This window comes from Pseudoalteromonas sp. RWi3 (genome assembly GCF_054960735.1).
Genome location: NZ_JBHNYL010000006.1, coordinates 127,148 through 151,876 on the forward strand (window position 1 = coordinate 127,148; position 24,729 = coordinate 151,876).

General features: G+C 40.7%; 21 protein-coding genes and 2 tRNA genes. 9 read left to right on the forward strand and 14 right to left on the reverse strand.

What is annotated here, in order from left to right:
• Window positions 1–3: 3 nt before the first annotated feature.
• From ACFI4Z_RS10305 to ACFI4Z_RS10315, 3 genes are read right to left on the reverse strand one after another with little or no spacing between them, the layout of a single operon-like run.
• Window positions 4–546: a 1,2-dihydroxy-3-keto-5-methylthiopentene dioxygenase gene (locus tag ACFI4Z_RS10305; protein WP_462670515.1), complete on the reverse strand. Its 543-nt coding sequence runs from the start codon at window positions 544–546 to the stop codon at window positions 4–6.
• Window positions 543–1,229 carry an acireductone synthase gene (gene mtnC, locus ACFI4Z_RS10310; protein ID WP_462670516.1) on the reverse strand — a complete coding sequence of 229 codons (687 nt, stop codon included), beginning with the start codon at window positions 1,227–1,229 and terminating at the stop codon, window positions 543–545. Before mtnC ends, ACFI4Z_RS10305 begins: the two co-directional genes overlap by 4 nt.
• Window positions 1,226–1,855 (reverse strand): methylthioribulose 1-phosphate dehydratase, encoded by a 630-nt coding sequence (locus ACFI4Z_RS10315; RefSeq protein ID WP_462670517.1) that lies wholly within the window; start codon window positions 1,853–1,855, stop codon window positions 1,226–1,228. Before ACFI4Z_RS10315 ends, mtnC begins: the two co-directional genes overlap by 4 nt.
• 98 nt (window positions 1,856–1,953) lie before the next feature.
• Between ACFI4Z_RS10315 and ACFI4Z_RS10320 the strand changes: the two genes are divergently transcribed.
• Window positions 1,954–3,096 carry a methionine aminotransferase gene (locus tag ACFI4Z_RS10320; RefSeq protein WP_462670518.1) on the forward strand — a complete coding sequence of 381 codons (1,143 nt, stop codon included), beginning with the start codon at window positions 1,954–1,956 and terminating at the stop codon, window positions 3,094–3,096.
• On the forward strand, window positions 3,084–3,860 hold the full coding sequence (locus ACFI4Z_RS10325; RefSeq protein WP_462670519.1) for an amidohydrolase: 777 nt from the start codon (window positions 3,084–3,086) through the stop codon (window positions 3,858–3,860). Before ACFI4Z_RS10320 ends, ACFI4Z_RS10325 begins: the two co-directional genes overlap by 13 nt.
• A gap of 353 nt (window positions 3,861–4,213) precedes the next feature.
• Here ACFI4Z_RS10325 and ACFI4Z_RS10330 read toward each other — a convergent pair.
• From ACFI4Z_RS10330 to ACFI4Z_RS10340, 3 genes are all read right to left on the reverse strand, one after another.
• Window positions 4,214–4,306: transfer RNA gene (locus ACFI4Z_RS10330), tRNA-Ser, on the reverse strand.
• A 51-nt stretch (window positions 4,307–4,357) separates the two neighbouring features.
• Window positions 4,358–4,448: transfer RNA gene (locus ACFI4Z_RS10335), tRNA-Ser, on the reverse strand.
• A gap of 211 nt (window positions 4,449–4,659) precedes the next feature.
• Complete coding sequence (locus ACFI4Z_RS10340) at window positions 4,660–4,800, reverse strand: hypothetical protein (RefSeq protein ID WP_462670520.1); 141 nt, start codon at window positions 4,798–4,800, stop codon at window positions 4,660–4,662.
• 323 nt (window positions 4,801–5,123) lie between these two features.
• Between ACFI4Z_RS10340 and ACFI4Z_RS10345 the strand changes: the two genes are divergently transcribed.
• Entirely contained in the window at window positions 5,124–5,993 is an 870-nt protein-coding gene (locus ACFI4Z_RS10345) for a diacylglycerol/lipid kinase family protein (protein WP_462670521.1), read from the forward strand.
• Window positions 5,994–6,032: 39 nt separating this feature from the next.
• Here ACFI4Z_RS10345 and ACFI4Z_RS10350 read toward each other — a convergent pair whose 3' ends face one another.
• On the reverse strand, window positions 6,033–6,962 hold the full coding sequence (locus ACFI4Z_RS10350) for a DMT family transporter (protein ID WP_462670522.1): 930 nt from the start codon (window positions 6,960–6,962) through the stop codon (window positions 6,033–6,035).
• Window positions 6,963–7,099: 137 nt separating this feature from the next.
• Here ACFI4Z_RS10350 and ACFI4Z_RS10355 point away from each other — a divergent pair, with 137 nt between their 5' ends.
• On the forward strand, window positions 7,100–8,542 hold the full coding sequence (locus ACFI4Z_RS10355) for an aminotransferase-like domain-containing protein (protein WP_462670523.1): 1,443 nt from the start codon (window positions 7,100–7,102) through the stop codon (window positions 8,540–8,542).
• A gap of 62 nt (window positions 8,543–8,604) precedes the next feature.
• Here the strand turns inward: ACFI4Z_RS10355 and ACFI4Z_RS10360 are convergent, their stop codons facing one another.
• Window positions 8,605–9,402, reverse strand: coding sequence for a YggN family protein (locus ACFI4Z_RS10360; protein WP_462670524.1), 798 nt, complete (start codon window positions 9,400–9,402; stop codon window positions 8,605–8,607).
• Window positions 9,403–9,796: 394 nt separating this feature from the next.
• On the opposite strand from ACFI4Z_RS10360, the gene ACFI4Z_RS10365 reads away from it, so the two are divergent.
• Window positions 9,797–9,985, forward strand: coding sequence for a PA3496 family putative envelope integrity protein (locus ACFI4Z_RS10365; protein WP_082665493.1), 189 nt, complete (start codon window positions 9,797–9,799; stop codon window positions 9,983–9,985).
• Window positions 9,986–10,021: 36 nt separating this feature from the next.
• Here ACFI4Z_RS10365 and ACFI4Z_RS10370 read toward each other — a convergent pair whose 3' ends face one another.
• Complete coding sequence (locus tag ACFI4Z_RS10370; protein ID WP_462670525.1) at window positions 10,022–10,504, reverse strand: glutathione peroxidase; 483 nt, start codon at window positions 10,502–10,504, stop codon at window positions 10,022–10,024.
• A gap of 67 nt (window positions 10,505–10,571) precedes the next feature.
• A complete protein-coding gene (locus ACFI4Z_RS10375; protein WP_462670526.1) occupies window positions 10,572–11,441 on the reverse strand; it encodes a LysR family transcriptional regulator in 870 nt (289 codons plus the stop codon).
• A gap of 169 nt (window positions 11,442–11,610) precedes the next feature.
• Between ACFI4Z_RS10375 and ACFI4Z_RS10380 the strand changes: the two genes are divergently transcribed.
• Window positions 11,611–12,765: an iron-containing alcohol dehydrogenase gene (locus ACFI4Z_RS10380; protein WP_462670527.1), complete on the forward strand. Its 1,155-nt coding sequence runs from the start codon at window positions 11,611–11,613 to the stop codon at window positions 12,763–12,765.
• Between the two features lie 7 nt (window positions 12,766–12,772).
• Here the strand turns inward: ACFI4Z_RS10380 and ACFI4Z_RS10385 are convergent, their stop codons facing one another.
• Both ACFI4Z_RS10385 and ACFI4Z_RS10390 read right to left on the reverse strand, forming a co-directional pair.
• Window positions 12,773–13,072: an AzlD domain-containing protein gene (locus ACFI4Z_RS10385; protein ID WP_099295214.1), complete on the reverse strand. Its 300-nt coding sequence runs from the start codon at window positions 13,070–13,072 to the stop codon at window positions 12,773–12,775.
• Window positions 13,069–13,776: an AzlC family ABC transporter permease gene (locus ACFI4Z_RS10390; RefSeq protein WP_462670587.1), complete on the reverse strand. Its 708-nt coding sequence runs from the start codon at window positions 13,774–13,776 to the stop codon at window positions 13,069–13,071. The genes ACFI4Z_RS10385 and ACFI4Z_RS10390 overlap by 4 nt, the downstream gene beginning before the upstream one ends.
• A 116-nt stretch (window positions 13,777–13,892) precedes the next feature.
• On the opposite strand from ACFI4Z_RS10390, the gene ACFI4Z_RS10395 reads away from it, so the two are divergent.
• A complete protein-coding gene (locus tag ACFI4Z_RS10395; RefSeq protein ID WP_462670528.1) occupies window positions 13,893–14,549 on the forward strand; it encodes a cytochrome b/b6 domain-containing protein in 657 nt (218 codons plus the stop codon).
• Between the two features lie 61 nt (window positions 14,550–14,610).
• Here ACFI4Z_RS10395 and ACFI4Z_RS10400 read toward each other — a convergent pair whose 3' ends face one another.
• Entirely contained in the window at window positions 14,611–15,063 is a 453-nt protein-coding gene (locus ACFI4Z_RS10400) for a c-type cytochrome (RefSeq protein ID WP_135474492.1), read from the reverse strand.
• A 217-nt stretch (window positions 15,064–15,280) separates the two neighbouring features.
• Entirely contained in the window at window positions 15,281–15,751 is a 471-nt protein-coding gene (locus tag ACFI4Z_RS10405) for a DUF2721 domain-containing protein (protein WP_058561121.1), read from the reverse strand.
• Between the two features lie 250 nt (window positions 15,752–16,001).
• Here ACFI4Z_RS10405 and ACFI4Z_RS10410 point away from each other — a divergent pair, with 250 nt between their 5' ends.
• Window positions 16,002–20,057 carry a S8 family serine peptidase gene (locus ACFI4Z_RS10410; RefSeq protein ID WP_462670529.1) on the forward strand — a complete coding sequence of 1,352 codons (4,056 nt, stop codon included), beginning with the start codon at window positions 16,002–16,004 and terminating at the stop codon, window positions 20,055–20,057.
• Between the two features lie 182 nt (window positions 20,058–20,239).
• Window positions 20,240–24,631: a S8 family serine peptidase gene (locus ACFI4Z_RS10415; protein ID WP_462670530.1), complete on the forward strand. Its 4,392-nt coding sequence runs from the start codon at window positions 20,240–20,242 to the stop codon at window positions 24,629–24,631.
• Window positions 24,632–24,729 lie beyond the last annotated feature (98 nt).

Consider the following 24,729-nt stretch of genomic DNA (forward strand, 5'->3'; position numbering starts at 1 on the left):
TGCTTAATCTAATAACGGAAATTGCTTAGCAATCTCAGACTCAGTACTTTGTGCCACCCAGCCTTCAGTGTTATTAAATAAACGAATAGCGGTAAATTCAGGATCGCTGCCCATATCAAACCAATGTGGAGTAAGCTCAGGCACTGAAATTAAATCACCTTGCTGGCAAAGCACTTGATAAACCTTGTCATTAATATGCAGGCAAAATAGGCCTTGGCCCTTAACAAAAAAGCGTACTTCATCTTCACTGTGGGTGTGTTCGAATAAAAACTTAGCACGAAGCTCTTCAGCTGCGGGGTTGCCTTTTGCTAACGAAATTACATCAACCGTTTGATAACCACCTTGATGTTTTAAGCGCTCTATATCGCTGCTGTAGGCGTTAATAATATCATCCTGACTGGTTGTCTCGGTAATGGTTGCGTTTGCCTGCCATTGTTCAAATCGTACATTTACTTTATTCAGCTCAGCGGCAATTTGTGCTGCATTTTGGGTATCTAATAATGCATTAGTGCCGTTACAATCGGCAAAAATAGTCAGTTGGCTCATGCTAAATGCTCCGCAGTAAATTGGCTGAAATCGTTAATATAATTATGTGCAGGCGAGCTTGCTTGACCATCACGAATTAAATGCAAGGTTTTTAAGCCTGCACTTTTGGCGGCATCAAGCTCTTCAGCAACATCACTTAAAAATAATACTTCATTGGCGACAAACGGTAGTTGCGAAATAATATTTTCATAGGCGCTAGGTTGTTGTTTGGCTCCTACTTGGGTATCAAAGTAATCAGTAAACAGTGGGCGAATATCACCAAAATCTGAGTATTGAAAAATTAATTGCTGGGCTTTTACTGAACCCGACGAGTAGACATATAACTGTTGCCCAGCTTGTTGTTGAGTTTGCAAAAATTGATAGGCATCGTGATATAAATGGCCAGTAAAATCGCCATTTTCGTAGCCAGTTTGCCAAATTAGCCCTTGTAGCTGTTTAAGTGGGGTAATTTTTTTATCTGCAGCTATCCATTCGAGTAACGTATTAATTACGGTGTCTATATCTGCATTTGGTTGATCAATAAGTGTCTTAACTGCATCAATTTGTTCAGCAACTATAGTATGTTGCTGGTTGGCTGTTACAAATGTTGGCAATTGCGCTGCGGCATAAGGAAAAAGCACCTCTTTAACAAATGAAATACGGGTGATGGTGCCTTCAATATCAGTTAATATTGCTTTGATCATAATGCGACCTCTGTGTGAAGACCTTCTAATTTTAAGCGTTCTAATTCGCAGCTAAATAAAAACTCTAAGCCTTCTAATTGGCGGCGTACTTCGCGTATGTCACGGCCAACTACATACAGGCCGTGGCCTCGAATAAGCACACCGTGCTCAATAGGGGTATGCAGATTATGATCACTGACTAATAAGCTTAAGCGGTCAATATTTTGGTCGTTATCAAAAATAGGAATGCTTAAAACCTCTAAATGCGAGCTTACGCCTCGCAGTGACTTTTGCATCTCATAACCTTGTAAGTTTAAGCTGTGGCCTTTAATAATACGAGATAAAACCGTCGCCGCGACAGAGTGAGTATGCAAAACAAAATTAGCGCTAGGAATTAACTTATACATACTTAAATGTAACTCAGTTTCAGCTGAAGGTTTAGAGCCTCCAGCTTGTCTATTCCCTTGATGATCAAGCTCAATAAAGGTGTGAGTACCTAGCTTACCTTTATCGAAGCCGCTGGCAGTGACAACAAAACCTGTACTGGTGCGCGCTGAAAAGTTTCCACCGGTTGCGGGTACCCAGCCTTGTTGGCTGATCCATTTTCCTGCTTCTATAAGTTCTGAAATAGCGGTATTGTTATGCATATATTCCTCGAGCTACCAAAGTTATTTAGACGGCTATACTTCTGCTATTCGCAATGATAGCATCGCTTTGGGTGCAAAACCATCATTAAGGGTAACCAGTGTTTGAAAGTAAATTGCCAAATTTAGGCACCAGTATTTTTAGTCAAATGAGCGCACTTGCAAATCAGTTTTCGGCGATAAATTTATCCCAAGGGTTCCCTGAGTTTGATGCGCCAGAGCTGCTAAAAAAGCAGCTTAATCATTATGTACTCGAAGGAGTCAATCAATATTCACCATCAAGTGGAGTACCACGGCTACAGCAGCAAATTGCTAAATTAATAAAGCGCAAATACAACGCTAATATTAATGCCAACGAGCAAGTTACTGTGACGTCTGGTGCTACCGAAGCGCTGTTTGTCGCCATTCAAGCAATTGTGCGTAAAGGTGATGAAGTTATTGTATTTGATCCTGCCTACGATTCGTATCAACCAGCCATTGAGCTTGCAGGTGGTCGCGCTGTACATGTTGCATTGTATGCGCCTGATTACGCAATTGACTGGTCAGTAGTCACAAATGCAATAACCACTAACACCCGCGCAATTATTATAAATACACCCCATAACCCAAGTGGTAAAACGTTTAAACAGCACGATATAGAGGCACTCAAAGGGTTAGTACTTGCGCATAATTTGTATGTAATAAGCGATGAAGTGTACGAGCACATTACGTTTGATCAGCAACCGCATTTAAGTGTACTGCGTGATGATGTGTTATTTGCTAAAAGCTTTGTAATTTCAAGCTTTGGCAAAACGTTTCACAGTACAGGGTGGAAAATGGGTTATTGCATTGCCCCAACTGAGCTTGCGGTGGAATTTCGAAAAATTCATCAATACGTTACTTTTTCAAGTTTTACCCCTGCGCAACATGCGTTGGCTGATATGTTAGAACAGCAAGGTGAGCATGTTGATGAGCTCAGTGAATTTTACCAACACAAGCGTGATGTGCTGAGTAATGCCCTTAATGATAGCCGTTTTACTATTTTACCTAGTGAAGGCACTTACTTTTTATTACTCGACTACAGCGGTGTTTCAGATTTAAATGATGTCGAGTTTTGCCAGTGGTTGGCAGAGCAGGCCGGTGTTGCCGCCATCCCGCTTAGTGTATTTTATGAAAAGTCCAGTAATGATAAGGTCATACGCTTATGTTTTGCTAAAAATGAAGCTACACTGATCCAAGCTGCGGAGATTTTATGTCAACTTTAACCATCGCTTCTATTCAAACATCACTAAATTGGCTTGATAAAGCAGCTAATTTGGCAGTATTTGACGATAAAATTGCGAATATTGATAATGCGGTAGACTTGATTTTGTTACCGGAAACCTTTGCCACTGGCTTTGCAATTAGTCTAGATTGTGCAGAGCCCGAAAATGGTAAAGTTCTTAATTGGATGATTGCGACAGCCAAATCAACCAATACGGTGATAGCTGGCTCAGTGCTGGTGCAACAAGGCGATAAAAAAGCCAACCGCTTTTATTGGGTTTGGCCTAATGGAGAGGTGAAATATTACGACAAGCGCCACTTATTTTGTTTAGGTAAAGAGGGTGAGTTTGTTAAAGCGGGTGCGCGGCGCGAAGTGTTTACGCTCAATGGTTTTAGGATTCTACCGCAAGTGTGTTACGACCTACGTTTTCCGGTATTTCAGCGCAGCCGCAATGATTATGACGTGATGATCAATGTGGCTAATTGGCCTGCAGTAAGGCGCAAAGTGTGGGATACCTTATTAATGGCGCGAGCGATGGAAAATCAATGCTATGTAATTGGTGTTAATCGTATCGGTGATGATGGTAATGGTGTGGCACATAATGGCGGTACCGCAGTGTATGACTTTAAAGGGGATGCATTGGCGAAAGCAGCAGACGATAAAGTTGACATTTTGATCACCACTATTGATAAAGAGCCACTTAAGCAATTTAAACAAAGCTTTCCTGCGCATTTGGATGCGGACGGATTTAGTTTGGACTGCTGAAATAAAATGTTGCGATACACTCCGTAGCTTGGGTTGAGTATTACGAAACCCGAGGAAAAAAGAACACCGCGAATAGGACGATTTTTGCGTAGATTCTCATCCTCCTTCAGCCATTTTTAACAACAAAAAAAGCCCCGCAATAAATTGCGGGGCTTTCTTCGTTATTAAATGGCGGAGAAGGAGGGATGGGCTTGCTTACGTCCATGTAATCAATCGCTTCGCGACGCTTGCAGCGGCCCCAAATGTTCCTGACATTTGGTCGAACCCTAGTCGAGGGTTCTCACCCTCCTTCAGCCATTTTTAACAACAAAAAAAGCCCCACAATAAATTGCGGGGCTTTCTTCGTTATTAAATGGCGGAGAAGGAGGGATTCGAACCCTCGATAGAGCTACAAACCCTATACTCCCTTAGCAGGGGAGCGCCTTCGGCCACTCGGCCACCTCTCCGGCGCATAAACTGTCATTTTGATGATCGAGTGAACCACCAAAAACTAATAATGGTGGAGAGATAGGGATTTGAACCCTAGAGGGGCTATAAACCCCTGCCGGTTTTCAAGACCGGTGCATTCGACCACTCTGCCATCTCTCCGTTGGGAGAGAATAATACGCAGGTGATTGGGGTGTGTAAATAGGAAAAAGATCGTTTGCTGGTTTTTTGTTCTAAAAGGTGCGTTTTTTTATAAAAGAGGAGGTTTTTAATTGTTTTAAGAAGAGGTTGCAGCAAACGAGGGAGCTAAAGAAGTATCTTCGTTTAGTGGTTGGGTGTTTGCTGCACCGCTAAAATAATCATGGTTGGGTGATTATTTGTATTGTATTACGCCGCCTAGCGCGAGTGCTTTACCGTACTGGTTAAGTCGCTTAAGTATTTTTGCTTTGCTATTGGTTGGTTTTACGGCAACATGGGCTGCTGTATTTTGATTTAATGTATTTACTGTGTTCATTACTTTTGCTCCGGGTTATGTCTGTTTTGAAAACGTGGCTATTCTGACGTTTAATTGCACAAAAATAAAACGATAAAAAGTAAGGTGGCCAGATAAAAATAACTAATGCATTTAGGGTTTATTAACTTGGCGTTAAGTTTTTTATTTTGTAGTTGATTGCATGGTTATGAATTTTAAAATGATATAAGTTATTTTTTTACAGTAGCTTAAAGTGTTTTTTATTTTTAATATGCATTTAGTTTTGAATAAAGTGATTAATTATTCAGATTAATTTATTTTTTGTTTGATGTTGTTTTGTTGACAGCTTAATGGATATTTAACCAATGCTAATAATAATAAAGCCAAGTACGAAAAAAAAGCACAAAAAAATGTTTACTTGGTTATATGAAGAGTGCGAAAAACGGCAAATTTATGTTGATACATTTGCAACTACAGGGGATTTTAACTTTGATTGTGCAAAAATAGTGCAATTAGCTAAGCCGCATGTGCGTGCTGTTGTATTAGGGGGAGATGGTACGCTTCACCTTGCTGTGAATGCATTACTTAAAACGGGTTGCTCTTTGGCGTTATTGCCTTTAGGTACGGGGAATGATTTCGCAAGAGGTTTTGCATGCTCAAAAGAAGCGTGGCAGCAAGCTGTGTTTGCTGCACAAGAGCAGGCAATTGATATTGGGCAAATCAATAACCGCTACTTTATTAACGTGGCGGGTGTTGGGTTTGATGCGCATGTTGTTAACGCGTTACAAGATAAGTCTAATTTATCGTCTTTGGGTTACAGTCTCGCAGGCTTTCAGCATTTATTAAAATATAAACCTAGCAGACTGAATGGACGTTTTGCTGATGAATTAATTGAGCACAAAAATTTGATTACAGTGTTTGCGAATCACCGTTATTTTGGTGGTGGATTAGCCATCGCACCAAAAGCGCAATTATCGGATGGAAAATTAGAATGCTATGCCATGCCTGCACATGGATTGTTTTGTAATTTATATAGTTTTATCCGCTTGATGTTAGGCTGTCATCATACAATACGAGGTTTGAATTATCAGCGCTTGGATAAAGCGTGTATAACAAGTGAGGGGTTACCAATAGAAGCTGATGGTGAGCTAATAGGTGAAACACCTGCAACGATTACGGTACACCCGCAGGCACTACGATTTTGTGTGCCTTCAGAAAATAAAAAAAGCACCTAACAAGTAGGCGCTTTGGCGTTAGTTGCGCTATTGCGCATTCTAACTGGGGATGGAGCTTTTTTGCTGAATAGCTCTTGCTGCAAAAAAAGCGTTAATTTTTTTAGTCGGCGTCAGTACGATAGCGTTGCCAAGCAATACCAAACTAAACCCTAAAAAGGTATTGGCCTGCCATATAAAGCCTTCAAATAATGTACTCAAAGTTACTGCTACCAATGGAAACAAAACAATAACGTAGCTTGCTCGCTCTGGACCAATATTTTTAAGTAGTGCGAAATAGCAAGCAAACGCGATAACAGTGCCAAATACGGCTAAATAGATTAATGAATACCAGTAACTCGCTGGTGCTGAAAAGCTCATACTTGCATCACTGACAAGCAAGTAAACAAATAAGCCAACTGCGCTGTATAGCATACCCCAAGCATTGCCTTGCATTACGCCAATGTGTTGTTTGGAGTTTCTCACGCTCACCATATTACCCAATGAAGCCACAAAGGTACCTGTGAGGGCAAGTAGTAAACCGACCAACACCTCATTATTCAGGTTGAACTGCTGCAGCTGTGGCCAGAATAAGCAAGCAATACCTATTACCCCTAAAAGGGCACCGAAATATATACGTTTAGCGATCGGTTTGCCAAAAAATAAGCGCGTATTGATAATATTCATTAATAACAGTAATGAAAAAGCGATTGACGCCATGGCTGAAGTTAAGTGATTTTGCGCCCAGTACAACATTAGGTAATTTAAACCAAAGTTACACAAGGCTAATAAGACAAAGAATAAATGATCTTTTTTGGCGTATTGCATGGGTAACTTTTTAACGCTTACCCAACACCACATTAAAATAGCGGCAAGTAAAAACCGATAAAACAGCGATGCTTCAACGGCGACATCACCTAATTGAAATTCAATAGCGAGCCATGTTGAGCCCCAAATGAGTACAGTAACAAGATAAAGCGCAATACTTTTCATGGCATTGTTCCAGGTTGATGGAGGGTGTAGATTAAGTGTGTATTTTAGAGCGGTTGTGTATACTTAACATACACAGAAAACCATAAATGTAACCTATACAGATTTTATGGCTATCAGGGTTAAAAAGGATCAATGCTATGTCACTAGTGGTGAGTAAAGGTAATCAGGACTTTTTATATCAACAAGTAATGCAGTTAGTGCGCGAGCTGAGTGATCAAGGTACGTTGTTGCCTGGTGAGAAGTTACCTTCGTTGAGAAAAATGGCAGATAAACTCACTGTCAGTATTCCAACCGTTAAGCTTGCTTATCAAACGCTTGAAGCTCAAGGCTTAGTCGAGGCACGTGAAAAATCGGGTTACTTCTTAAAAGCAGCCGCTGTTCAACTGGCAAGACCAAAGCGGATCAAATTAAGCCGAGAACCGGTGTCGGTAAACATGCAGGTATTGATTGAGCAAGTCTATGATGCTATTCACAAAGCGGATGTGGTGCCTTTTGGTATTGCGAACCCTGTAGCAGCAGCACCAACAGATAAAATGCTAGCACGCACAATGCGCCGAGTTATGTCTATGGCAGGCAGTAGAGCAATTAACTATGGAGCAATAGATGGTTACGCACCGCTAAAAAAACAACTCATTCATCGTTATTTAGATTTTGGTATTGGTATAGATAACCAAGAATTAGTGATCACCAATGGTGCACAAGAAGCCTTATCGATCGCGCTTAAATGTGTTGCTAAAGCAGGAGACGTGATTGCGATCGAATCTCCTTGTTATTTTGGTATCATCGAGTTGATCGAAAGTTTGGGCTTAAAAGCCTTGGAGATCCCTTTATGTCCAGATGACGGGATCTGGCTTGATGATCTCACTCAGGCGCTGAATGATCACGATATTAAAGCATGTGTTTTTTCAACTTCGATTAATAACCCTGTCGGCAGTTTTATGCCCAATCATAAACGTAAGCAATTGGTGGAGCTATTAGAGTCACATGATGTTGTGTTGATTGAAGACGATGTATATGGCGACTTATACTTTGGCGCTGAGCGTGGTACACCTGCGCAAGCATATTCCAAAAAAGGATTAGTTATCACATGTGCTTCATTTTCGAAGACCGCGGCACCCAGTTATCGAGTTGGCTGGCTCATTGCAGGCCAGTTTGCGCCAAAAGCCCGCCGTTTTAAGCGAGCATTTAGTTGCTCCACCTCATTGATCAATCAGTGGACGCTGTATGAGTTTGTTGCCAGTGGCGAGTATGAGCGTAATTTAAAGCTGCTCAGGCAAAAGCTGCGTAGTAATAAAGAGCGAATGATCTGGTGTTTGCAGCAGTCGTTACCAACCACTGTGAGAATTAGTGATCCGCAAGGAGGGTGCGTGATCTGGATTGATTTAGGTAAAGATTACGACAGTGTTAAATTGTTTCATTTAGCATTAGATGAAGGGATCAGTATTACTCCTGGTTACATATTCTCAGCGACAAACAAGTATCGGAGCTGCATACGACTAAGCTATGGTTTACCTTGGAGTGAGCGCTTTGAAAACGCGATTGCGAAACTCGGTGAGTTGTTACATTTAGCGAAGAAATAAAAAAGCAGCAATGGGGTAAAACCACATTGCTGCTAAAGGGATATCAAATTTTTAAATAACAGTTAGTTATTTTGTTTATAAGTGAATAATTGGTAGCTTTTAAGCTCAGGGACTAGTTTTACAAGTTGTTGCTCTTGCTCTGCAATAGTTGAAAAATTTCCGCACAATGCATCAGCACGTTTTTCTAATTGATCCGCTTGTGCCTGAACGCGCTCTTCAATTTGTGAGCCCATATTTTCCATACGTTCTTCAAATGCTTGCATATCACCGCCAGAACCCATTAATTCTGAACCAAGAGCCATTAAAATACTGCCCATTGATTGCATCATGGCTGATTCAACAGCGCTTTCAATTTGTTCATCAAAGTGGTGTTCAAAGTTTTCACCAAACTCGTTAAAGCTTTGTTGGCCCATTACAAATGCGCCTTGCTGGTAAAATGTGTCTTCAACTTCAACTTCAATGTCAGCCATAAGATCATTAATGCTATCAAAACCTTGGATGTTAAAAGCATTGGCTACTTCTTCAATAGCTACTCCCGCGATTTTTACACCATCAAGGGCAATGTTAGCGACTTCTGGTAGCTGGCTGCGTAAACTATCTGAGTAATTAGTAATAGCTTGACGCTGTTGGCTGTTCAATTGCATTGTTTGGCCGTTAATCACTAAATCGGCATTTCTGGTAAAGACCATCTTTTGATTATCAGCGGTAAAAATCTCAAGTTCGCTTGGTAAAATTCTTACATCGTTTTGAAACTCGACTTCACACGAATCACCACTAAATGAGATGTTGGTATCGTGATCATCATGTGCCATTGCGCCTGTAGCAATAAATAAAGAACCGACTAAAAGTAACTTTTTCATTTTTGTAATCCTGTTAACTGTTGTTTTTAACGATTGTGTAATTAGTAGTTATCAAGTTTGGTGCCAACTTTTTATTCTTTACTAAACATGGGTTTATGTTTTTTGTGGTAGGTGGGTGATAATAATAATCTTAAATAAATAGCTACATTTTAGTTATTTTGACCAACATTTATAAAAGTATAAAAAATACTTATCGTATCGATAAAAAACTCTCACTTTCCAGAATTCAAATTTAGCGCTATTTATTCACATTACTGACATATCGCCTTTGTAAGATGAGGCTATGGCTTTACTTTGATGTTTTTTTATACAGCTAAATAACATCAAACATTTTTAATTCTGCCAATGACAGTAATCACACTGTTTTGGTCTAAAACACTTTATGGAGTGGGTTGTGGGTAAGACATTTAGTTACGATGCGCTAGATGACGATTTTGTTGAAGATGAGTACGAAATGGTTGGGCGTAATCAGCACGACAAGAAAAAGCAAAAGGTAAAGAAAAAGTTGGAAGACTACCTTGAGCAAAAACGCTTACGAAAAAATTTAGGTGACGAAGACTTTGATGAGTACCTAAACGATTAAATTAAAATAAAGAGGCTTTTGCCTCTTTATTGCTTTTTATAAACCTAGCGCTTTAATTATGCTGTTTTCAATTGCTTCTGGTTTAGTAAAGGGTGCAAAACGTTTAATTGCTTCGCCATCTTTACCGATTAAAAACTTAGTGAAATTCCACTTTATTTTGCGCGTTATAAACCCTGGCAATTCAGATTTTAAATGCCTAAAGACAGGGTGAGCATGCTCGCCATTTACATCCACTTTGCTCATGATTTGAAAATCAACACCGTAATTTAGTAGGCAACCTTGCTTTATTTGTGTTGCATCTCCGGGTTCTTGTTTACCAAATTGATTGCAGGGAAAGCCAATAATAACCAAACCTTTTGAATGGTATTTTTCATGAAGGGTTTGCAGTCCTTCGTATTGAGGAGTAAAGCCACATTGGCTTGCGGTATTAACTATAAGCACAACTTTATCTTTGTAGTCATTAAATTCAACTTGTTGCCCTTGTAGGCTAGTTGCGCTGAGTTGGTAAAAATCTTTCATAATGAACGCTTATTATTGTTGTTGATTAAATTCTATCCTGAGTAGCTAAAGACTTAAAGAATAAAATTTAAGCATTGTTAAAGCTGACCAGCAAATGCTCTATTAAAAGTCTGACTCGGTACGGCATTAAATCTTTACGGGGGTACACTAGCCATGAGGCATTATCACTGACTTGAAACTCATTAAGCAATGTAACTAATTTACCCGATGCCACATAAGGCTGCACAATATCGCTCGCTAAATGTGCAATCCCCAAGCCAGCTAATGTTGCATTGAGCAGTGCTTGAGGGTGATTGCTACGCCAGTTTCCATTGACTTTTACTTCTTTGATATCACCGTCAAAACTAAATCGCCAACGTTTGTTCATAGCAATCAGGCAATTGTGATCAATCAGTTGTAAGGGGGTCTGTGGTGATGTATTGGCGGCTAGATATTCAGGGCTAGCTACTAAGGTCATTATTCGTGGGCACAGAGGGCGAGCAATTAAATTAGAGTCTTGCATACGGCCAAAGCGAATGGCTAAATCAAACCCTTCTTCCACTAAATCGACATTGCGATTGTTAAAGTCCATTTCGACTTCCACCTCAGGGTATCGTTTTACAAATTCAACTATTTTGGGTGCCACTTTGTTTGCAACAAACTCACCGGCACCAGTAATACGAATTAAACCTTTAGGCTGCCTTTGTTCCCCTTGCAGTTGGGTGTTGGCATCGAGTAACTCTTGTTTGATTGCTTTGAGCTTTATTGCATACTCTCTCCCTGCATCAGTGAGGCTGATTTTGCGGGTGGTGCGTTGAAATAATAGTGAGCCTAAGCGGTTTTCTAATTGCTGAACCTGTCGACTTATATGTGAGGTTGAAACGTCCATCGCCTTTGCTGCGTTAGTAAAGCTACCATGCTCAACTACATGTAAAAACTCATCTAAACCTTGCCACATTATTTTATCTCAAAAGGTAAGTAATATACATATATTGCATTAATTATTGCAGCTGTGCAAAAGTGATTGCCCGATTGCCGTCTTTAATTAAAGACTCAAATGCCTACAATGAATGAGTTAAATAATTTCGCTCATCTAAATTGAGCCTCTTCAAAGCAATGGAGCAAGCATGTTAAATTTTAGTTTTGCTAACCCGACCAAAATTCATTTTGGTGAACAACAAATCGCGAAAATTAAAAATGAAATCCCAGCAGATGCTAACGTATTAGTGACGTATGGTGGCGGAAGTATTAAAAGTAATGGTGTATACGACCAGGTTGTTGAAGCACTTAATGAACATACTTGGTTTGAATTTGAAGGCATAGAGCCAAATCCAAGTTATCAAACATGTATGAAAGCCGTTAGTGTAGTAAAGGAAAAACACATTGACTTCATTCTCGCTGTGGGTGGTGGTTCAGTCATTGATGGCAGTAAATTTATAGCCGCAGCAGCAAATTATGATGGTGAGCCGTGGGATATTCTTGCTAAAGGGGGGATAATTAAATCAGCCATTGCTCTGGGTGCAGTGTTGACGTTACCGGCAACCGGTTCAGAATCAAATGGCAATAGTGTTGTTTCGAATCTTGAAAGTCACGATAAGCTACCATTTGCTAGTCCATTAGTGTTGCCAAAATTCGCAGTACTTGATCCCGCAGTTACTTACTCATTACCAGAGCGCCAAGTTGCTAACGGTATCGTTGATGCATTTGTGCACACTATGGAGCAATACTTAACCTATGATGTGGGTGCTAAGTTACAAGACCGTTTTGCTGAAGGTATTTTAATGACGCTGATTGAAGAAGGCCCTAAAGCATTTAGTGATCCTGATAATTACCAAGTACGTGCAAATGTTATGTGGTCAGCTACGATGGCGCTTAATGGTTTAATTGGTGCTGGTGTACCACAAGATTGGGCAACGCATATGCTGGGCCATGAAATGACCGCAGTATATGGTCTAGACCATGCGCAAACACTTGCGATTGTTTTACCACGAATGATGGCTGAACAAAAAGAAACGAAACACGGTAAAATTTTACAGTATGCGGATCGTGTTTTAGGCCTAGATATTAGTGATGAAGAGCAGGCAATAGATCAAGCAATTGCTAAAACCGAAGCGTTTTTCCATAGTGTTAATATGCCAACACGCTTAAGTGATTATGGCTTAGGCGCAGAGGTAGCAGATAAAATTGTAACTCAGCTTGAACGCCATGGTATGACTGCTTTGGGTGAACGAGAGCAAGTCACATTAGATAAGAGCCGTGCTATTTTATTAGCCAGTGTGTAACACGCGCTTAGCTTAATATTAAAAATAAACCCATACCAACCACCGTGGTGTAATAAATGTTGTGTGTTTTATAGGCCACTATAATCGCTGCAATTGCTGCACTTAGGTATGGGTTTTGCCAATCTAAATTAATCCCTTCATCATTCACAAACACAATTGGCACCCAAATCGCTGTTAGTACAGCGGGAGCGCTAAAACTGAGAAACTGCTGCATTTTAGGGCCTACCTTAAATGGTAAAGCGCTGTGTAAAAATAGATAGCGAGTAAAAAATGTAATGCAGGCCATAAGTAATATAGTGGTCATCATTGGTTATGCTCCTTTTTTGTCTGTAAACGACTCACAATGTAACCTACGGACATTGCCGTTAAGGCCGCTGCCACAAGCCAAAACTCAAAATGTAAGCTTTTTAAAATGGTCGCAATAATACCTGCAGTAATTACTGTAAATAAGGTGGCAAGATTTTTAATGCCAGGTATCACTAAAGCAATAAAGGTTGCCGCGATTGCAAAATCTAATCCTAAGTTTGTTAAATCTGGTAATAAACTGCCTGCCACAATGCCAATAAGCGTCCATAAGTTCCATGCTATATAAAAACTAAACCCTGCACTTAGGGCATAAATTAAACGTGTTTGAGTTCGATATGCCTTACGGTGGTGAGAAAAAGCAAACAATTCGTCTGTAAGTACAAAACTCACTGGTAGTCGCCACCGTAGCGGTTGATCAATCACTTTGTGGCGCACAGCCAAGCCATATAAAAAATGACGAGAGCTAATGATAAACGTGGTAAATAGAATCGTCAGTAAGGGTGTATTACCTGCCATCAGTTCAATAGCAACAAGCTGTGCCGATCCGGCAAAGACTAACAGCGACATAGCTTGAGTTTCAAACGCGCTAAAGCCATTTTGGACTGCCAGTGACCCACATAATATTCCCCAAGGTATTACCGCTAGACATAGTGGGAGCATGTCTAAAAAACCTTTTAGTAAGGCGCGCTTTGTGTTTAGTTTCATTGTTATTATATTTGTCATTCAATTAATACTTGTAGTCTGCCATAGATCAATTAACTCTGAACAGTAAAGATGGTAACTTAGCGAAAGTTTAGTAATTGATGTTTAAAGAGGTAAGTATGGAGAAGCTTAAGGTGTGGGATGGCTTCATCCGCAGTTTTCATTGGTTGCTCGTTGTAGCGATTGCGACGCTGTATTTTAGTGCTGAAGAGGGCATGATGGAATTACACTTTATCGCGGGGTACTTCACATTAGCTTTGCTGTTAACTCGGTTGGTCTGGGGAGTAATTGGTAGCCAAACTGCAAAGTTGAGCGCTCTATTGCATTCACCCATTGCTGCGATAAAGTCATTCAAGATCGGTGATACTAAGCCAGGACATGGAGCAGCTGGTAGCTATATGGTTATCTCATTTTTTATTTTAATTTTGACACAACTAATTAGCGGTTTGATGACCACGGACGACATTCTAACTGATGGGCCTTTGGTGCAATATGCCTCTAGTAATGTGGTTGAGTGGGCTGGTTGGATTCATCATAATAACTTTGATCTGCTGTTTTACGCGATTATTTTACACGTTGTGGCCATTATTATTTATCGTATAAAAGGCAAGCAGCTGGTTAAAGCAATGATCACAGGTCGAGCTGAACAGACACAATCAAGTGATGATGCTGAAGTTGTTAAAGCGCCTTGGTTCGCATTTATTATTTTTGTAACCTTACTCATTGTGTTAATGGCAACGTGGGGCGTTGAACCATTAAGCTATTTGTTTAGTTGAGCAAAAAATCGAGAAAAAAATGGGGCCTTATTGGCCCCGTTTTTTGTAGAGTCCGTATATCTTAGTCTTTAAAAGATTTATGGCAATCTTTACAGCCTTTAGCCCAAGGACCAAACGCTTTAGCAATAAGTTTTTTGTCACCAGTTTGTGCAGCAACAGCTAATTTATCAGCGTATTGTTGAAATGAAGCTGCTTTTTTCATGAACGTTTCGTTATCGCTCCAAATTGCAGGTAAAGCAGACGTATCGCCCTTATCTGTACCTGCACCAAATGCTTCCCATGGCATTTTTGATAATGCAGCGGCGTTATTTGCGCGGTGTTTAAAGCGCTCGGCGTCAAACTCTACTTTGCCTTTGAGCATGTCACCCATGTCACCGATTTGCACGCGAATCATTGAGAATGCTGCTTGGCGGTATTCAATGGCGTCGTTTGGGTCTTCAAATGTTGCGTTAGCTGATGCACCCAGTGTTAGGGTTGATAGTACCGCCCCTAAAAAAATATGTTTTAATTTCATTCCTTTTGCCCCTTCAGAGATAATATAAGCTGTATCGACGTAGTTTTATCTTAGCTGTGATGATAATACAAGTGTATTGCGGTTAAACTTAATCGCGCTTTAACCGCTGTATTTTTATTAAAAGTTGATATCAGCTTTTAATCATTGATATCAACTTTTAATCATTGATATCAACTCTTAATAATTGATATCAACTCTTAATCATTGATATCAACTCTTAATCATTGATATCAATATCAGCAAATATCATTCCTCTGCGCATGCTGCGTGTGGCTAAGAATACTTCACCTAGTAACGACATAAATGCGCAAATCAACAGCGCCATAGCACCGACAAAACAGCTACCAATAGTAACGCCGAGATTAACAGCTTGGATATGAGATAAAAACAATAACATAACCACCGCGCATACTAGCACTGCACTTAATACGCTCAAACTAAATGCCACATGTATACAGCGAGAGCGTTTGAGTAGGGCTCTAAGCTCAGTAGTAAGCGATATATTAAACTCTTCGTCGATACTCACTTTCAATTTTCGTTCAAGTTGCCTAGCACGGTCTGTTATGCGAGCCAAACGGTTAGAAAGTACACCTAACGTGGCTGCAATACCCGTAATTAAAAAAACGGGCGCTACCGCGGTTTGTATTACTTTGGCCATTGTTAATATGTTGATAACTTCTGAGTTCATTTGTTTCCTTAAGTGGTACGGTTAACAATTGTCTACTTTATTATTTACAATCTTTCACAATTCGTTTTTTTTATTTATTTTGTTTTAAATCAGGTTCTTACTTTCTCTTGCTGGGGCGTTTGTTCTTTGTTTGTAATTCATTTGTAACTGTGTTGTTGCCATTTTCTGTGCGGTAGTTTTATATTAGGCAACAGTATATGTTTATACTCACGGTAGACAACATAAAACATAACATATCCCAGGGGAAATCATGTCTAAGAATTTAATAAAAAGAACCGCAGTTGCAACAGCTGTCACCAGCGTACTTATTGCAGGTGCTGCGAATGCAAATTCAATTAATCAATCAGCTTTAAAGCATCAAGGCTATACACCAATTTCTCAAGCTGACGTAGCTGATAAAAAAGAGCCAACGTCTTTCCTAGTGGTATTAAAAGCAACCACAGCTGCAGATATGATGGAGCAAGGGACTTATAGTGTTTCGAGTGCTCGTGCAAGCTACGACAACGTTCAAACCCTACAAAGCCAAGTTAAAGATGAGTTATTCTCCCTTGACTTAAATGTTAAAATTCTAGGTGAAACTAAAATACTAGCACCGACCCTTATTATTCAAGCAAGCCCAGGTGCACTTGAAAAAATTAAAAACGATCCGCGCGTAGACCGTGTTCTACCAATGTTTGACTATGACCTACATGTTGCTGCTTCAGCAGATTACATTAAAGCGACTCCAGTAGTTACTGGCGGTATGTATACTGGTTCAACTCAAAAAGTAGCTGTGCTAGATACTGGTATTGATTACACTCACGCAATCTTTGGTGGTGCAGGTACTGTTGAAGCATATGATGAAGCGCAGTCTGATCCTACTATGGTAACATGGCCACAAGGTCAGGTAATGGGCGGTTACGACTTTATGCGTGACGACGCTGATCCAATTGAAAATGACCCGGAAACCCCCACTGAAGAAGACGCGCCTACAAGCCATGGTACATCGGTTTCTCACTCTGTAACGGGTATTGCCCCTGACGTAGAGCTATATGTTTACTCAGTATGTGGTGGCGGTTGTCCTGGTGCAGCACAATCTGCAGCACTTGAAGCGGCAATGGATCCAAATGGTGATGGCGACACATCTGACCATGTAGATGTAATTAATATGTCTTTAGGTGGCGAATTCGGTGATACTTACATCGGTGGTGGTACTCAATTTTTAATTCAGCAAGCTGTTGAAGCTGGCGTAAACGTTGTTATCTCAGCAGGTAATGATGGTGATAACCCGTTCCGTATTGGTGGCCCATCAACAACGCCTAATGCACTTTCTGTAGGTGCAATGACTCACCCTGCGAATGATATTGGTGTTGCATCTGGCACAATCGCTGGTGAAGAAACTATAATCCAACCTTCAGGTTTTGGTCCGCAAACAGCGTTTGAAATGACAGAAGTTGACGCTGAAGTTGTTTACCCAGAAGCGAACCAAAATGGTTGTGAAGCATTCGCTGATGAAATTGATTTCACAGGTAAAGCTGTGCTAATCGACCGTGGCGCATGTGCGTTTACTCAAAAAGTACTTAACGCGCAAGCGCGTGGTGCTGCATTTGTATTCATCGCGAATAACACGGATGACGGTACACCTGCACCAATGGGTGGTTTTGATGCTGATGTTACTATTCGTAACGTAGGTATTAACTTTGCCGCAGGTGCCGCGATGAAAGCGCAGTTAGATGCTGGTAATGCAGCGACTTACAGCATCATGGTTGAGCGTAAAGTAACAGCCGGTGCAGTTGCGTCATTCTCATCACGTGGTCCATCAATGGATGGCTTATTAAAGCCTGAAATTACAGCGCCAGGTACCGATATTATGGTTGCTGCAACTGGCACGCAAGATGGTCTTGCACCAGCAACAGGTACTTCGTTCTCAGGTCCAATCACTGCAGGTGCAGTAGCACTTGTTCGTGAAGCTCACCCTGACCGTAACGCGCTTGAAATCAAAGCAACAATAATGAATGCTGCAGACCTTAACGTTACTGTTGACCCACTTACAATCAACCCTGATTCACCACTTGCGCCTATCAGCTTAATTGGTGCAGGTTTAGTTGATGTAGAAAAAGCGGTTAACCTACCGGTTGCTGCATGGGTTGTGGATGACGAGTACCAAACAGCTCAAGCTGCATTGTCATTTGGTCTTGAGCGTATGACTGAAATGAGCAGTTTCACTAAAACTGTTACATTGAAAAACTTCTCTGACGAAGATAAAACTTACGACCTTCGTATTGAAGAGCGCTTCATGAATGATGCTGACTCAGGTGCAGTAAGCTTTGATATCCCACGTAGTGTTACGGTTGCTGCAAACGAAGAAACCACATTTGATGTAACTATGACAGTTGTTCCAGCGATGTTGCATGACTGGACGTTGGAAAACCCATTTGATGCTGATGATTTAGCTGCACGTAGTCCTTCTTTAACAATGGCAGAATTTGATGGTGCATTAGTATTTGATGATGTTTCAACAACTGATACTGACCATGATTTACACGTTGTTTACCATGCACTACCTAAAGCAGGTGCCGAGCTTGAATTTGCTTATGAAGAGGTTAATGGCGTTGTAGAGGTAGTTGTAACTAACGTTGGTTCAGCATCTGCTTACCCGATTGCAGAAAGCGTTATCGCAACAAGTGAAGAAAATGCTGAAGCAGACTTCGATATTTTAAGTACTACATTTGCTGCTTATACGTCTGAGAATTGTGATTCTGGTGTATTTATTACCTCTTCAATCCAACTACGTGACGAAATTACTCATATGCGCCAAGTTGGTGTTCGCATGAACTTAGACACTGATAACGATGGCGTATATGATCACTTCATGATGAACTTAAATGATGTAGGTCGTTCTGCAGCAATTCCAGGTCGTAGCCGTACATTAATAGGTACAATAGATGCTGATGGTAATGACGGATGGATGTGGGGCACACCTATGTACCATGCTGCAGGCGAAGACACAGTGACATTCTCTGGTTGTAGTGAGTTAATGGGTTTAGATGCAAGTATGCTTGGCAGCCAAATTAATGTTCAGGCTTCTGTTGGTTACCCAAGCTATCAAGCTGGTGTTTACTTTGAAACTGACAGTGTTACGGGTTCTACAGTCTTTACCGGAGCTCCTAGAGTTGACCTAGTCTCGACTGAAGATTCAGAAATGAAAGTATCAGAGCTTGCTCCGGGACAAAGTGCGGTATTCAGAGCTGAAAGCGATTTTGCTCTTACATCTGCGAATGGTACAGATGTCTACCTTAACAGTATTACTGAAACTGCTGAGGTGCCAATGGTGCCAAATATTGTAGCATCTGAGCTTTCTATCAATGAAATGGCACTAGACGGTATTACTATCGGCCGTGTTGAGTTTGTGGAAGAGCCAGCGCTTCGTATTACAGAATACACAGTTGTTGGTATGTCTGCACCTGGCTTGATGGTTGATGCAGAAACTGGTGATATCATGGTTGAAGACAGTAGCTTGTTAGATTTTGAGTCTGAAGTTAAAGAGATTATGATCACTGTTAAAGCCACTGATTTGTTAGGCACTGAATCAGAAGAAGCTGTTATCAAAGTGATGATAACTAATGATGCTGATGAGTTACCAGTTGTAACTCCTGGGCAAAAATTTAGTGTTATTGAAACTGCACCAGAGGGCACAGTTATCGGTATGCTTGACCACACTTTATTTGAAAGTGCAGCAACAATGGTTTCTGGTGGTAAAGTAACTAATACTAATGCAGTTAGTATTAACGACAAGGGTGAGTTAGTCGTATCTGGTAGCATGAGCTATTACGAAACACCTACCATTGCTCTTGAAGTTATGTTGATGGATGATAGCGGTCTTGAATCAGAGACTGCAACGGTGATGTTAAATGTGACTGCCGATCCTAAAGCACATGCTCCTGTTATCGAGGGTGGTCAACAGTTCCGTACTGATGAAAATGTACCGCTTGGTACTGTTTTAGGTCAGCTTGTATTTTCTGACCCAGATGCTGATATTTCGCCAATTACTCGCTTTATTGTATCTGGCACTACTTTAGTTAAAGTTGAGTTAGATGGCTCAATTGTAACCATGGGTGAGATTGACTATGAGTTTGACAGTGAAATTGTTTTCAGTGTTCAAGCAGAAGATAGTAAAGGTTACGTGTCTAAAGCGGTAAGTGTTGAAATAGATGTTAACAACCTACGTGCAAATGATGACGATGACAATGATGAGTCAGGTTCATTAGCTTGGTTAACACTACTTGCTGCACCATTTGCGTTTATGCGTCGTCGTAAACAAAAATAAACTACAGCACTAAAATTTAACTTTTAAAAATACCGCCAACTGGCGGTATTTTTTTTTATACGAGGAGTTTTTGTAACATTTATTGTTTGTATGTTGTTTTTTTGTTTATTGCTGGTGTAGTATTCGGGACTACTGTTCCTGTATTGGAACAATAAATAACAATAATCTCACCAGGGGAATTTATGTCTAACAAGTTAGTTACAAAAACCGCTTTATCGATTGCGGTATCATCAGCACTAATAGCTACATCAGTTAGCGCTAAAACAACAAATGAAATTGCTGCATTAAATAACTTTGTCTCATCGGCTTTGAGCCAAGCAGAACATGTAAAACAAGAGCCTTCTGCTCATATGATTGTTTTAAGAGCTACAACAGCTGCAGATCTGATGGCGCAAGGTACTTATCAAGCGGGAGACAGCAGAGCGTCAATCGCTCAGATTGAGCAAGTACAAACTCAGGTTAAATTAGAACTAAGCAGCCTCGACTTTGACGCAAAGGTAATAGGCGAAACAAAAGTATTAGCTCCAACGTTAATTGTGCAAGCTAGCCAAAATGCATTACAAAAAATTGCGAAAGATCATCGAGTAGTAAAAGTTTTACCTATGTATGACTATGAGTTACATGTTGCTGCAAGTGCCGATTATCTAAACGCTTCACCGTTGGTTAATAATGGTATTGTGACAGGTAAAGGTCAAAAAGTGGCAGTACTTGATACTGGTATTGATTACACTCATCAGGTTTTTGGAGGTGCAGGAACTATTGAGGCGTACGATGCAGCTCAAGCAGATCCAACTTCAGTAGCATGGCCGCAGGGCATAGTACAAGGCGGTTATGATTATATTCGTGATGACGCAGATCCAATTGAAAATGATCCCGAGACACCTACAGAAGCAGACGCACCGACAAGTCACGGTACATCAGTATCTCACTCTGTGACAGGTATCGCTCCAGAGGTTGAGCTATACGTGTACTCTGTTTGTGGTGGTGGTTGCCCAAGTGCAGCACAAGCTGCTGCTCTTGAGTCAGCAATGGACCCAAATGGTGATGGTGATATTTCAGATCGTGTTGACGTTGTAAATATGTCTTTAGGTGGTGAATTTGGTGGCACTTACACTGATGGTGGTTCGCAGTACTTGATTCAAAAAGCTGTTGACTTAGGTGTCAATGTTGTAATTTCTGCTGGTAATGATGGTGATCACCCATTTAGAATCGGTGGTCCATCAACGACTCCTAATGCATTATCAGTGGGTGCAATGACACACCCGACTTTAGAGCAAGATATACTATTAGGTAGTGTCAATGGTGAGAATATCAATGTAGGCGCTGCAACTTTTGGCTTAACAGGTGAATTTAAATTTAGTCATGAAGATGCAGAGCTTGTATACCCGGACGCAAATCAAAATGGTTGTGAAGCATTTGGTGAAGAGGTTGATTTTACAGGCAAAGCAGTAATTATTGACCGTGGTGGTTGTGGTTTCTCTGTTAAAGCGTTGAATGCCCAAAATAATGGAGCTGCATTTATTGTTATAGCTAATAATGTACCTGGTGTCGCACCTGGTATGACCGGTAGTCCTGGCTCCGCTGAATTAGTAACAATTCGTACTGTATCCGTTACACAAGAGGTTGGCGAGCAATTGAAGGCTGCACTAGAAGTCGGTGAGCAACCATTATATAGCTTCGAAGGTAAAGTTGATAATATTGCTGGTGCTGTTGCAACCTTCTCATCTCGTGGCCCGTCTATGGATGGTTTGTTAAAACCTGAAATCACAGCTCCTGGAACCAGTATTATGGTTGCCGCCACAGGTACGCAAGATCAACTCGCTCCAGCATCGGGTACTTCTTTCTCAGGTCCAATTACTGCTGGTGCTGTGGCCCTTGTTCGTGAAGCGCACCCAGACCGTAATGCGTCAGAAATTAAAGCAACATTAATGAACTCGGCAAATTTAAATGTTACAAACGAGTCTCGTAATGCTAAGCCTGACAGCGAATTAGCGCCTATCAGCATGATTGGTGCAGGTTTAGTCGATGTTGAAAAAGCGGTGAATTTACCTGTGGCTGCCTGGGTCAGTAACCCAGAGTACAATACTAACCAAGCGGCACTTTCATTTGGTCTTGAAAGTATGAGCGAGGTGACATCACTCACTAAAACCGTCACAGTTAAAAACTTTTCTACGCAAGAAAAAACATATAACTTACGAACTGAAGCACGCTACAGCAACGATGAAGACAGTAGCGCAATTAGTTGGGAGCTACCTAAAAATGTAACCGTTCCTGCGGGTCAAACAGTAGAGTTTGACGTAACATTAACGGTTGATCCTAGGAAACTTCCTGCGTGGGGACTTTCAAACCCTTTCTCTGCACAAGATATCGAAGAACGTAGTGGTGAGCTGACACTTGTTGAGTTTGATGGCGCACTTGTATTTGACGATGTTGATGATTCTGAATCTGATCATGCTCTTCATGTTGTTTATCATGTATTACCTAAAGCGGCCTCATCACTAAATGTGGCGGCAGAGGTTGTGGGCGATGAGATGCAACTTGTTGTTGAAAACACGGGTGCGACGACAGTATCTACACTGAGTGAAAATATAGTTGCGGTTGGTGAAGAGAAATCAGCTGTTGAAGCACCATTTAATATTTTATCTACAACATTTAATATTCTGCCTTTAGAAGCGTGTGAATCGGGTATTTTAGTTACCTCTTCGATTCAGCTTCGTGATGAACTGACGCATGTGTTCCAAGCAGGATATCGCTTAGATATCGATACGAACAACGATGGTTCATATGATGTATTAATGCAAAACTACAATGATCGTGGTCGTAGAACAGCATCGCCAGGTCGCTCACGTACAGTAATTGGTTCTATTGATGTAGATGGAAACGAAACGCTGCAATACGTAACCCCGCTGTACCATTCAGCAGGTGAAGACACCATTACATTCTCAGCATGTAGTAACATATTAGGCTTAACTGCTGATAATATCGGTGATACGTTAAATATTAAAGCATCTGTTGGTTATGCGAGTTACCAATCAGGCGTTTATTTTGAAACTGACAGCCTTGTAGGTAGCACGCCATTTAATCAAGTGCAGCCGGTTGCATTAACTACAATAGATGGAAGCGACACTCCTGTTCGTTCTCTAGCGCCAGGCGAAAAAGCGATTGTTAACGCTACAACACCGTTCGCTTTCACTGCGAATACATTGCAAGATGTTTTAGAAGTAGTGACAGCTGAAGATTTAGTGTTACCAAGCAGCACATTACCTGTACTTGAAAGCACTGTTTTTGAAGTAGCTGAAAACTCAGAGAATGGTCATGTGATTGGTCAACTTAATGTGGTTGAATCAGACTTTGATTTTGAAGTTTCAGAGTATTATGTCCAATCACAAACGCATCAAGGATTTGGTGTTAACAACGATGGCCAAGTAACGGTTACTAATAGTGACCTTGTTGATTTTGAAACAGGCGCCCAGACAGCAGAGTTAGTTGTTGTAGCTATTGACATAAAAGGTCAAACATCAGAACCAGCTTTAATAACAATTAACATTACTAATATTGCAGATGAAGCTGTTGAAGTAACGCCAGTTATCAATCCTGGGCAAGTATTTTCAATTGCTGAAAACGCGATGATTGCAACAGAAATTGCACAGTTGAGCTTTACTGATCCAGATAACAGCTCAATTACCATGTTTACAATTGAAGGTAGTGATGCAATTACTATTGATAACACAGGTATGTTAAGAGTTGCACAAGCACTAAACTTTGAAGAGCAAAGCACCGTTGAACTAACGGTTGTGGCAATTGATGAAGACGCTAACCAGTCTGCTCCTGAGGTAGTAACGATTAATATCCTTAATGTTGCAGATGAAGGTGATGAAGTTACGCCTGTAGTTGAAGCTGGCCAAACCTTTAAAGTGCAAGAAAATACTGCTGTAGGCACCGTTATTGGTCAATTAAGAGCGGTTGATCCGGATACAGAGGTGACACCAATTGAAAGTTTCTCTGTAGAAGGTCATGATGGTTTTGAAATTGATAGCTTAGGTCAAATTACTGTTAGTGGTGCAATCGATTTTGATGTCGAGTCAGAAATCACACTAAAAGTGACCGCTGTAGATAGTGCTGGAAATACATCTGAAGCGGTTGATGTTGTTATCACTGTTACTGAAGATGCAGCAGAAAATACACCTGTTGTTGAACAAGGTCAGAGCTTTACAGTTGATGAAAATACACCTTTCGGTACAGTTATCGGTTCATTAAAGTTTAGTGATCCAGATGCTGATACTTCGCCTGTTACTAAGTTTATAGTATCAGGAACCGATCGTGTAACCATTAACAGCGCAGGTGAGCTTGTTGTTGCAGGTGAAATTGACTACGAGTACGAACGTATGTTTACGTTTAATGTTGTTGCAGTAGATTCTGCAGGTAACAGCTCAGAAGCTGCTACTGTTGAAGTTCGTGTTAAAAACGTTGTTGGTAGCGATGATGATGACAACGACGGTGATGCAGGTTCATTAACTTGGTTAACATTACTTGCTGCACCATTTGCGTTTATGCGTCGTCGTAAACAAAAGTAATTGCAGACTAGTAAATTAGTTATGTTTTAAAAGGGAGCTTCGGCTCCCTTTTTACATTGCTTTACAAACATATATAGGTAAGTCAGAAAGATTTATAT

Bases quoted from the DNA above. Each gene is read 5' to 3' on its own strand.
- ACFI4Z_RS10305 (WP_462670515.1), bottom strand. From the start codon at position 546: ATGAGCCAACTGACTATTTTTGCCGATTGTAACGGCACTAATGCATTA.
- mtnC (WP_462670516.1), bottom strand. From the start codon at position 1,229: ATGATCAAAGCAATATTAACTGATATTGAAGGCACCATCACCCGTATT.
- ACFI4Z_RS10315 (WP_462670517.1), bottom strand. From the start codon at position 1,855: ATGCATAACAATACCGCTATTTCAGAACTTATAGAAGCAGGAAAATGG.
- ACFI4Z_RS10325 (WP_462670519.1), top strand. From the start codon at position 3,084: ATGTCAACTTTAACCATCGCTTCTATTCAAACATCACTAAATTGGCTT.
- ACFI4Z_RS10340 (WP_462670520.1), bottom strand. From the start codon at position 4,800: ATGAACACAGTAAATACATTAAATCAAAATACAGCAGCCCATGTTGCC.
- ACFI4Z_RS10345 (WP_462670521.1), top strand. From the start codon at position 5,124: ATGCTAATAATAATAAAGCCAAGTACGAAAAAAAAGCACAAAAAAATG.
- ACFI4Z_RS10350 (WP_462670522.1), bottom strand. From the start codon at position 6,962: ATGAAAAGTATTGCGCTTTATCTTGTTACTGTACTCATTTGGGGCTCA.
- ACFI4Z_RS10355 (WP_462670523.1), top strand. From the start codon at position 7,100: ATGTCACTAGTGGTGAGTAAAGGTAATCAGGACTTTTTATATCAACAA.
- ACFI4Z_RS10360 (WP_462670524.1), bottom strand. From the start codon at position 9,402: ATGAAAAAGTTACTTTTAGTCGGTTCTTTATTTATTGCTACAGGCGCA.
- ACFI4Z_RS10370 (WP_462670525.1), bottom strand. From the start codon at position 10,504: ATGAAAGATTTTTACCAACTCAGCGCAACTAGCCTACAAGGGCAACAA.
- ACFI4Z_RS10375 (WP_462670526.1), bottom strand. From the start codon at position 11,441: ATGTGGCAAGGTTTAGATGAGTTTTTACATGTAGTTGAGCATGGTAGC.
- ACFI4Z_RS10380 (WP_462670527.1), top strand. From the start codon at position 11,611: ATGTTAAATTTTAGTTTTGCTAACCCGACCAAAATTCATTTTGGTGAA.
- ACFI4Z_RS10385 (WP_099295214.1), bottom strand. From the start codon at position 13,072: ATGATGACCACTATATTACTTATGGCCTGCATTACATTTTTTACTCGC.
- ACFI4Z_RS10390 (WP_462670587.1), bottom strand. From the start codon at position 13,776: ATGAAACTAAACACAAAGCGCGCCTTACTAAAAGGTTTTTTAGACATG.
- ACFI4Z_RS10395 (WP_462670528.1), top strand. From the start codon at position 13,893: ATGGAGAAGCTTAAGGTGTGGGATGGCTTCATCCGCAGTTTTCATTGG.
- ACFI4Z_RS10400 (WP_135474492.1), bottom strand. From the start codon at position 15,063: ATGAAATTAAAACATATTTTTTTAGGGGCGGTACTATCAACCCTAACA.
- ACFI4Z_RS10405 (WP_058561121.1), bottom strand. From the start codon at position 15,751: ATGAACTCAGAAGTTATCAACATATTAACAATGGCCAAAGTAATACAA.
- ACFI4Z_RS10410 (WP_462670529.1), top strand. From the start codon at position 16,002: ATGTCTAAGAATTTAATAAAAAGAACCGCAGTTGCAACAGCTGTCACC.
- ACFI4Z_RS10415 (WP_462670530.1), top strand. From the start codon at position 20,240: ATGTCTAACAAGTTAGTTACAAAAACCGCTTTATCGATTGCGGTATCA.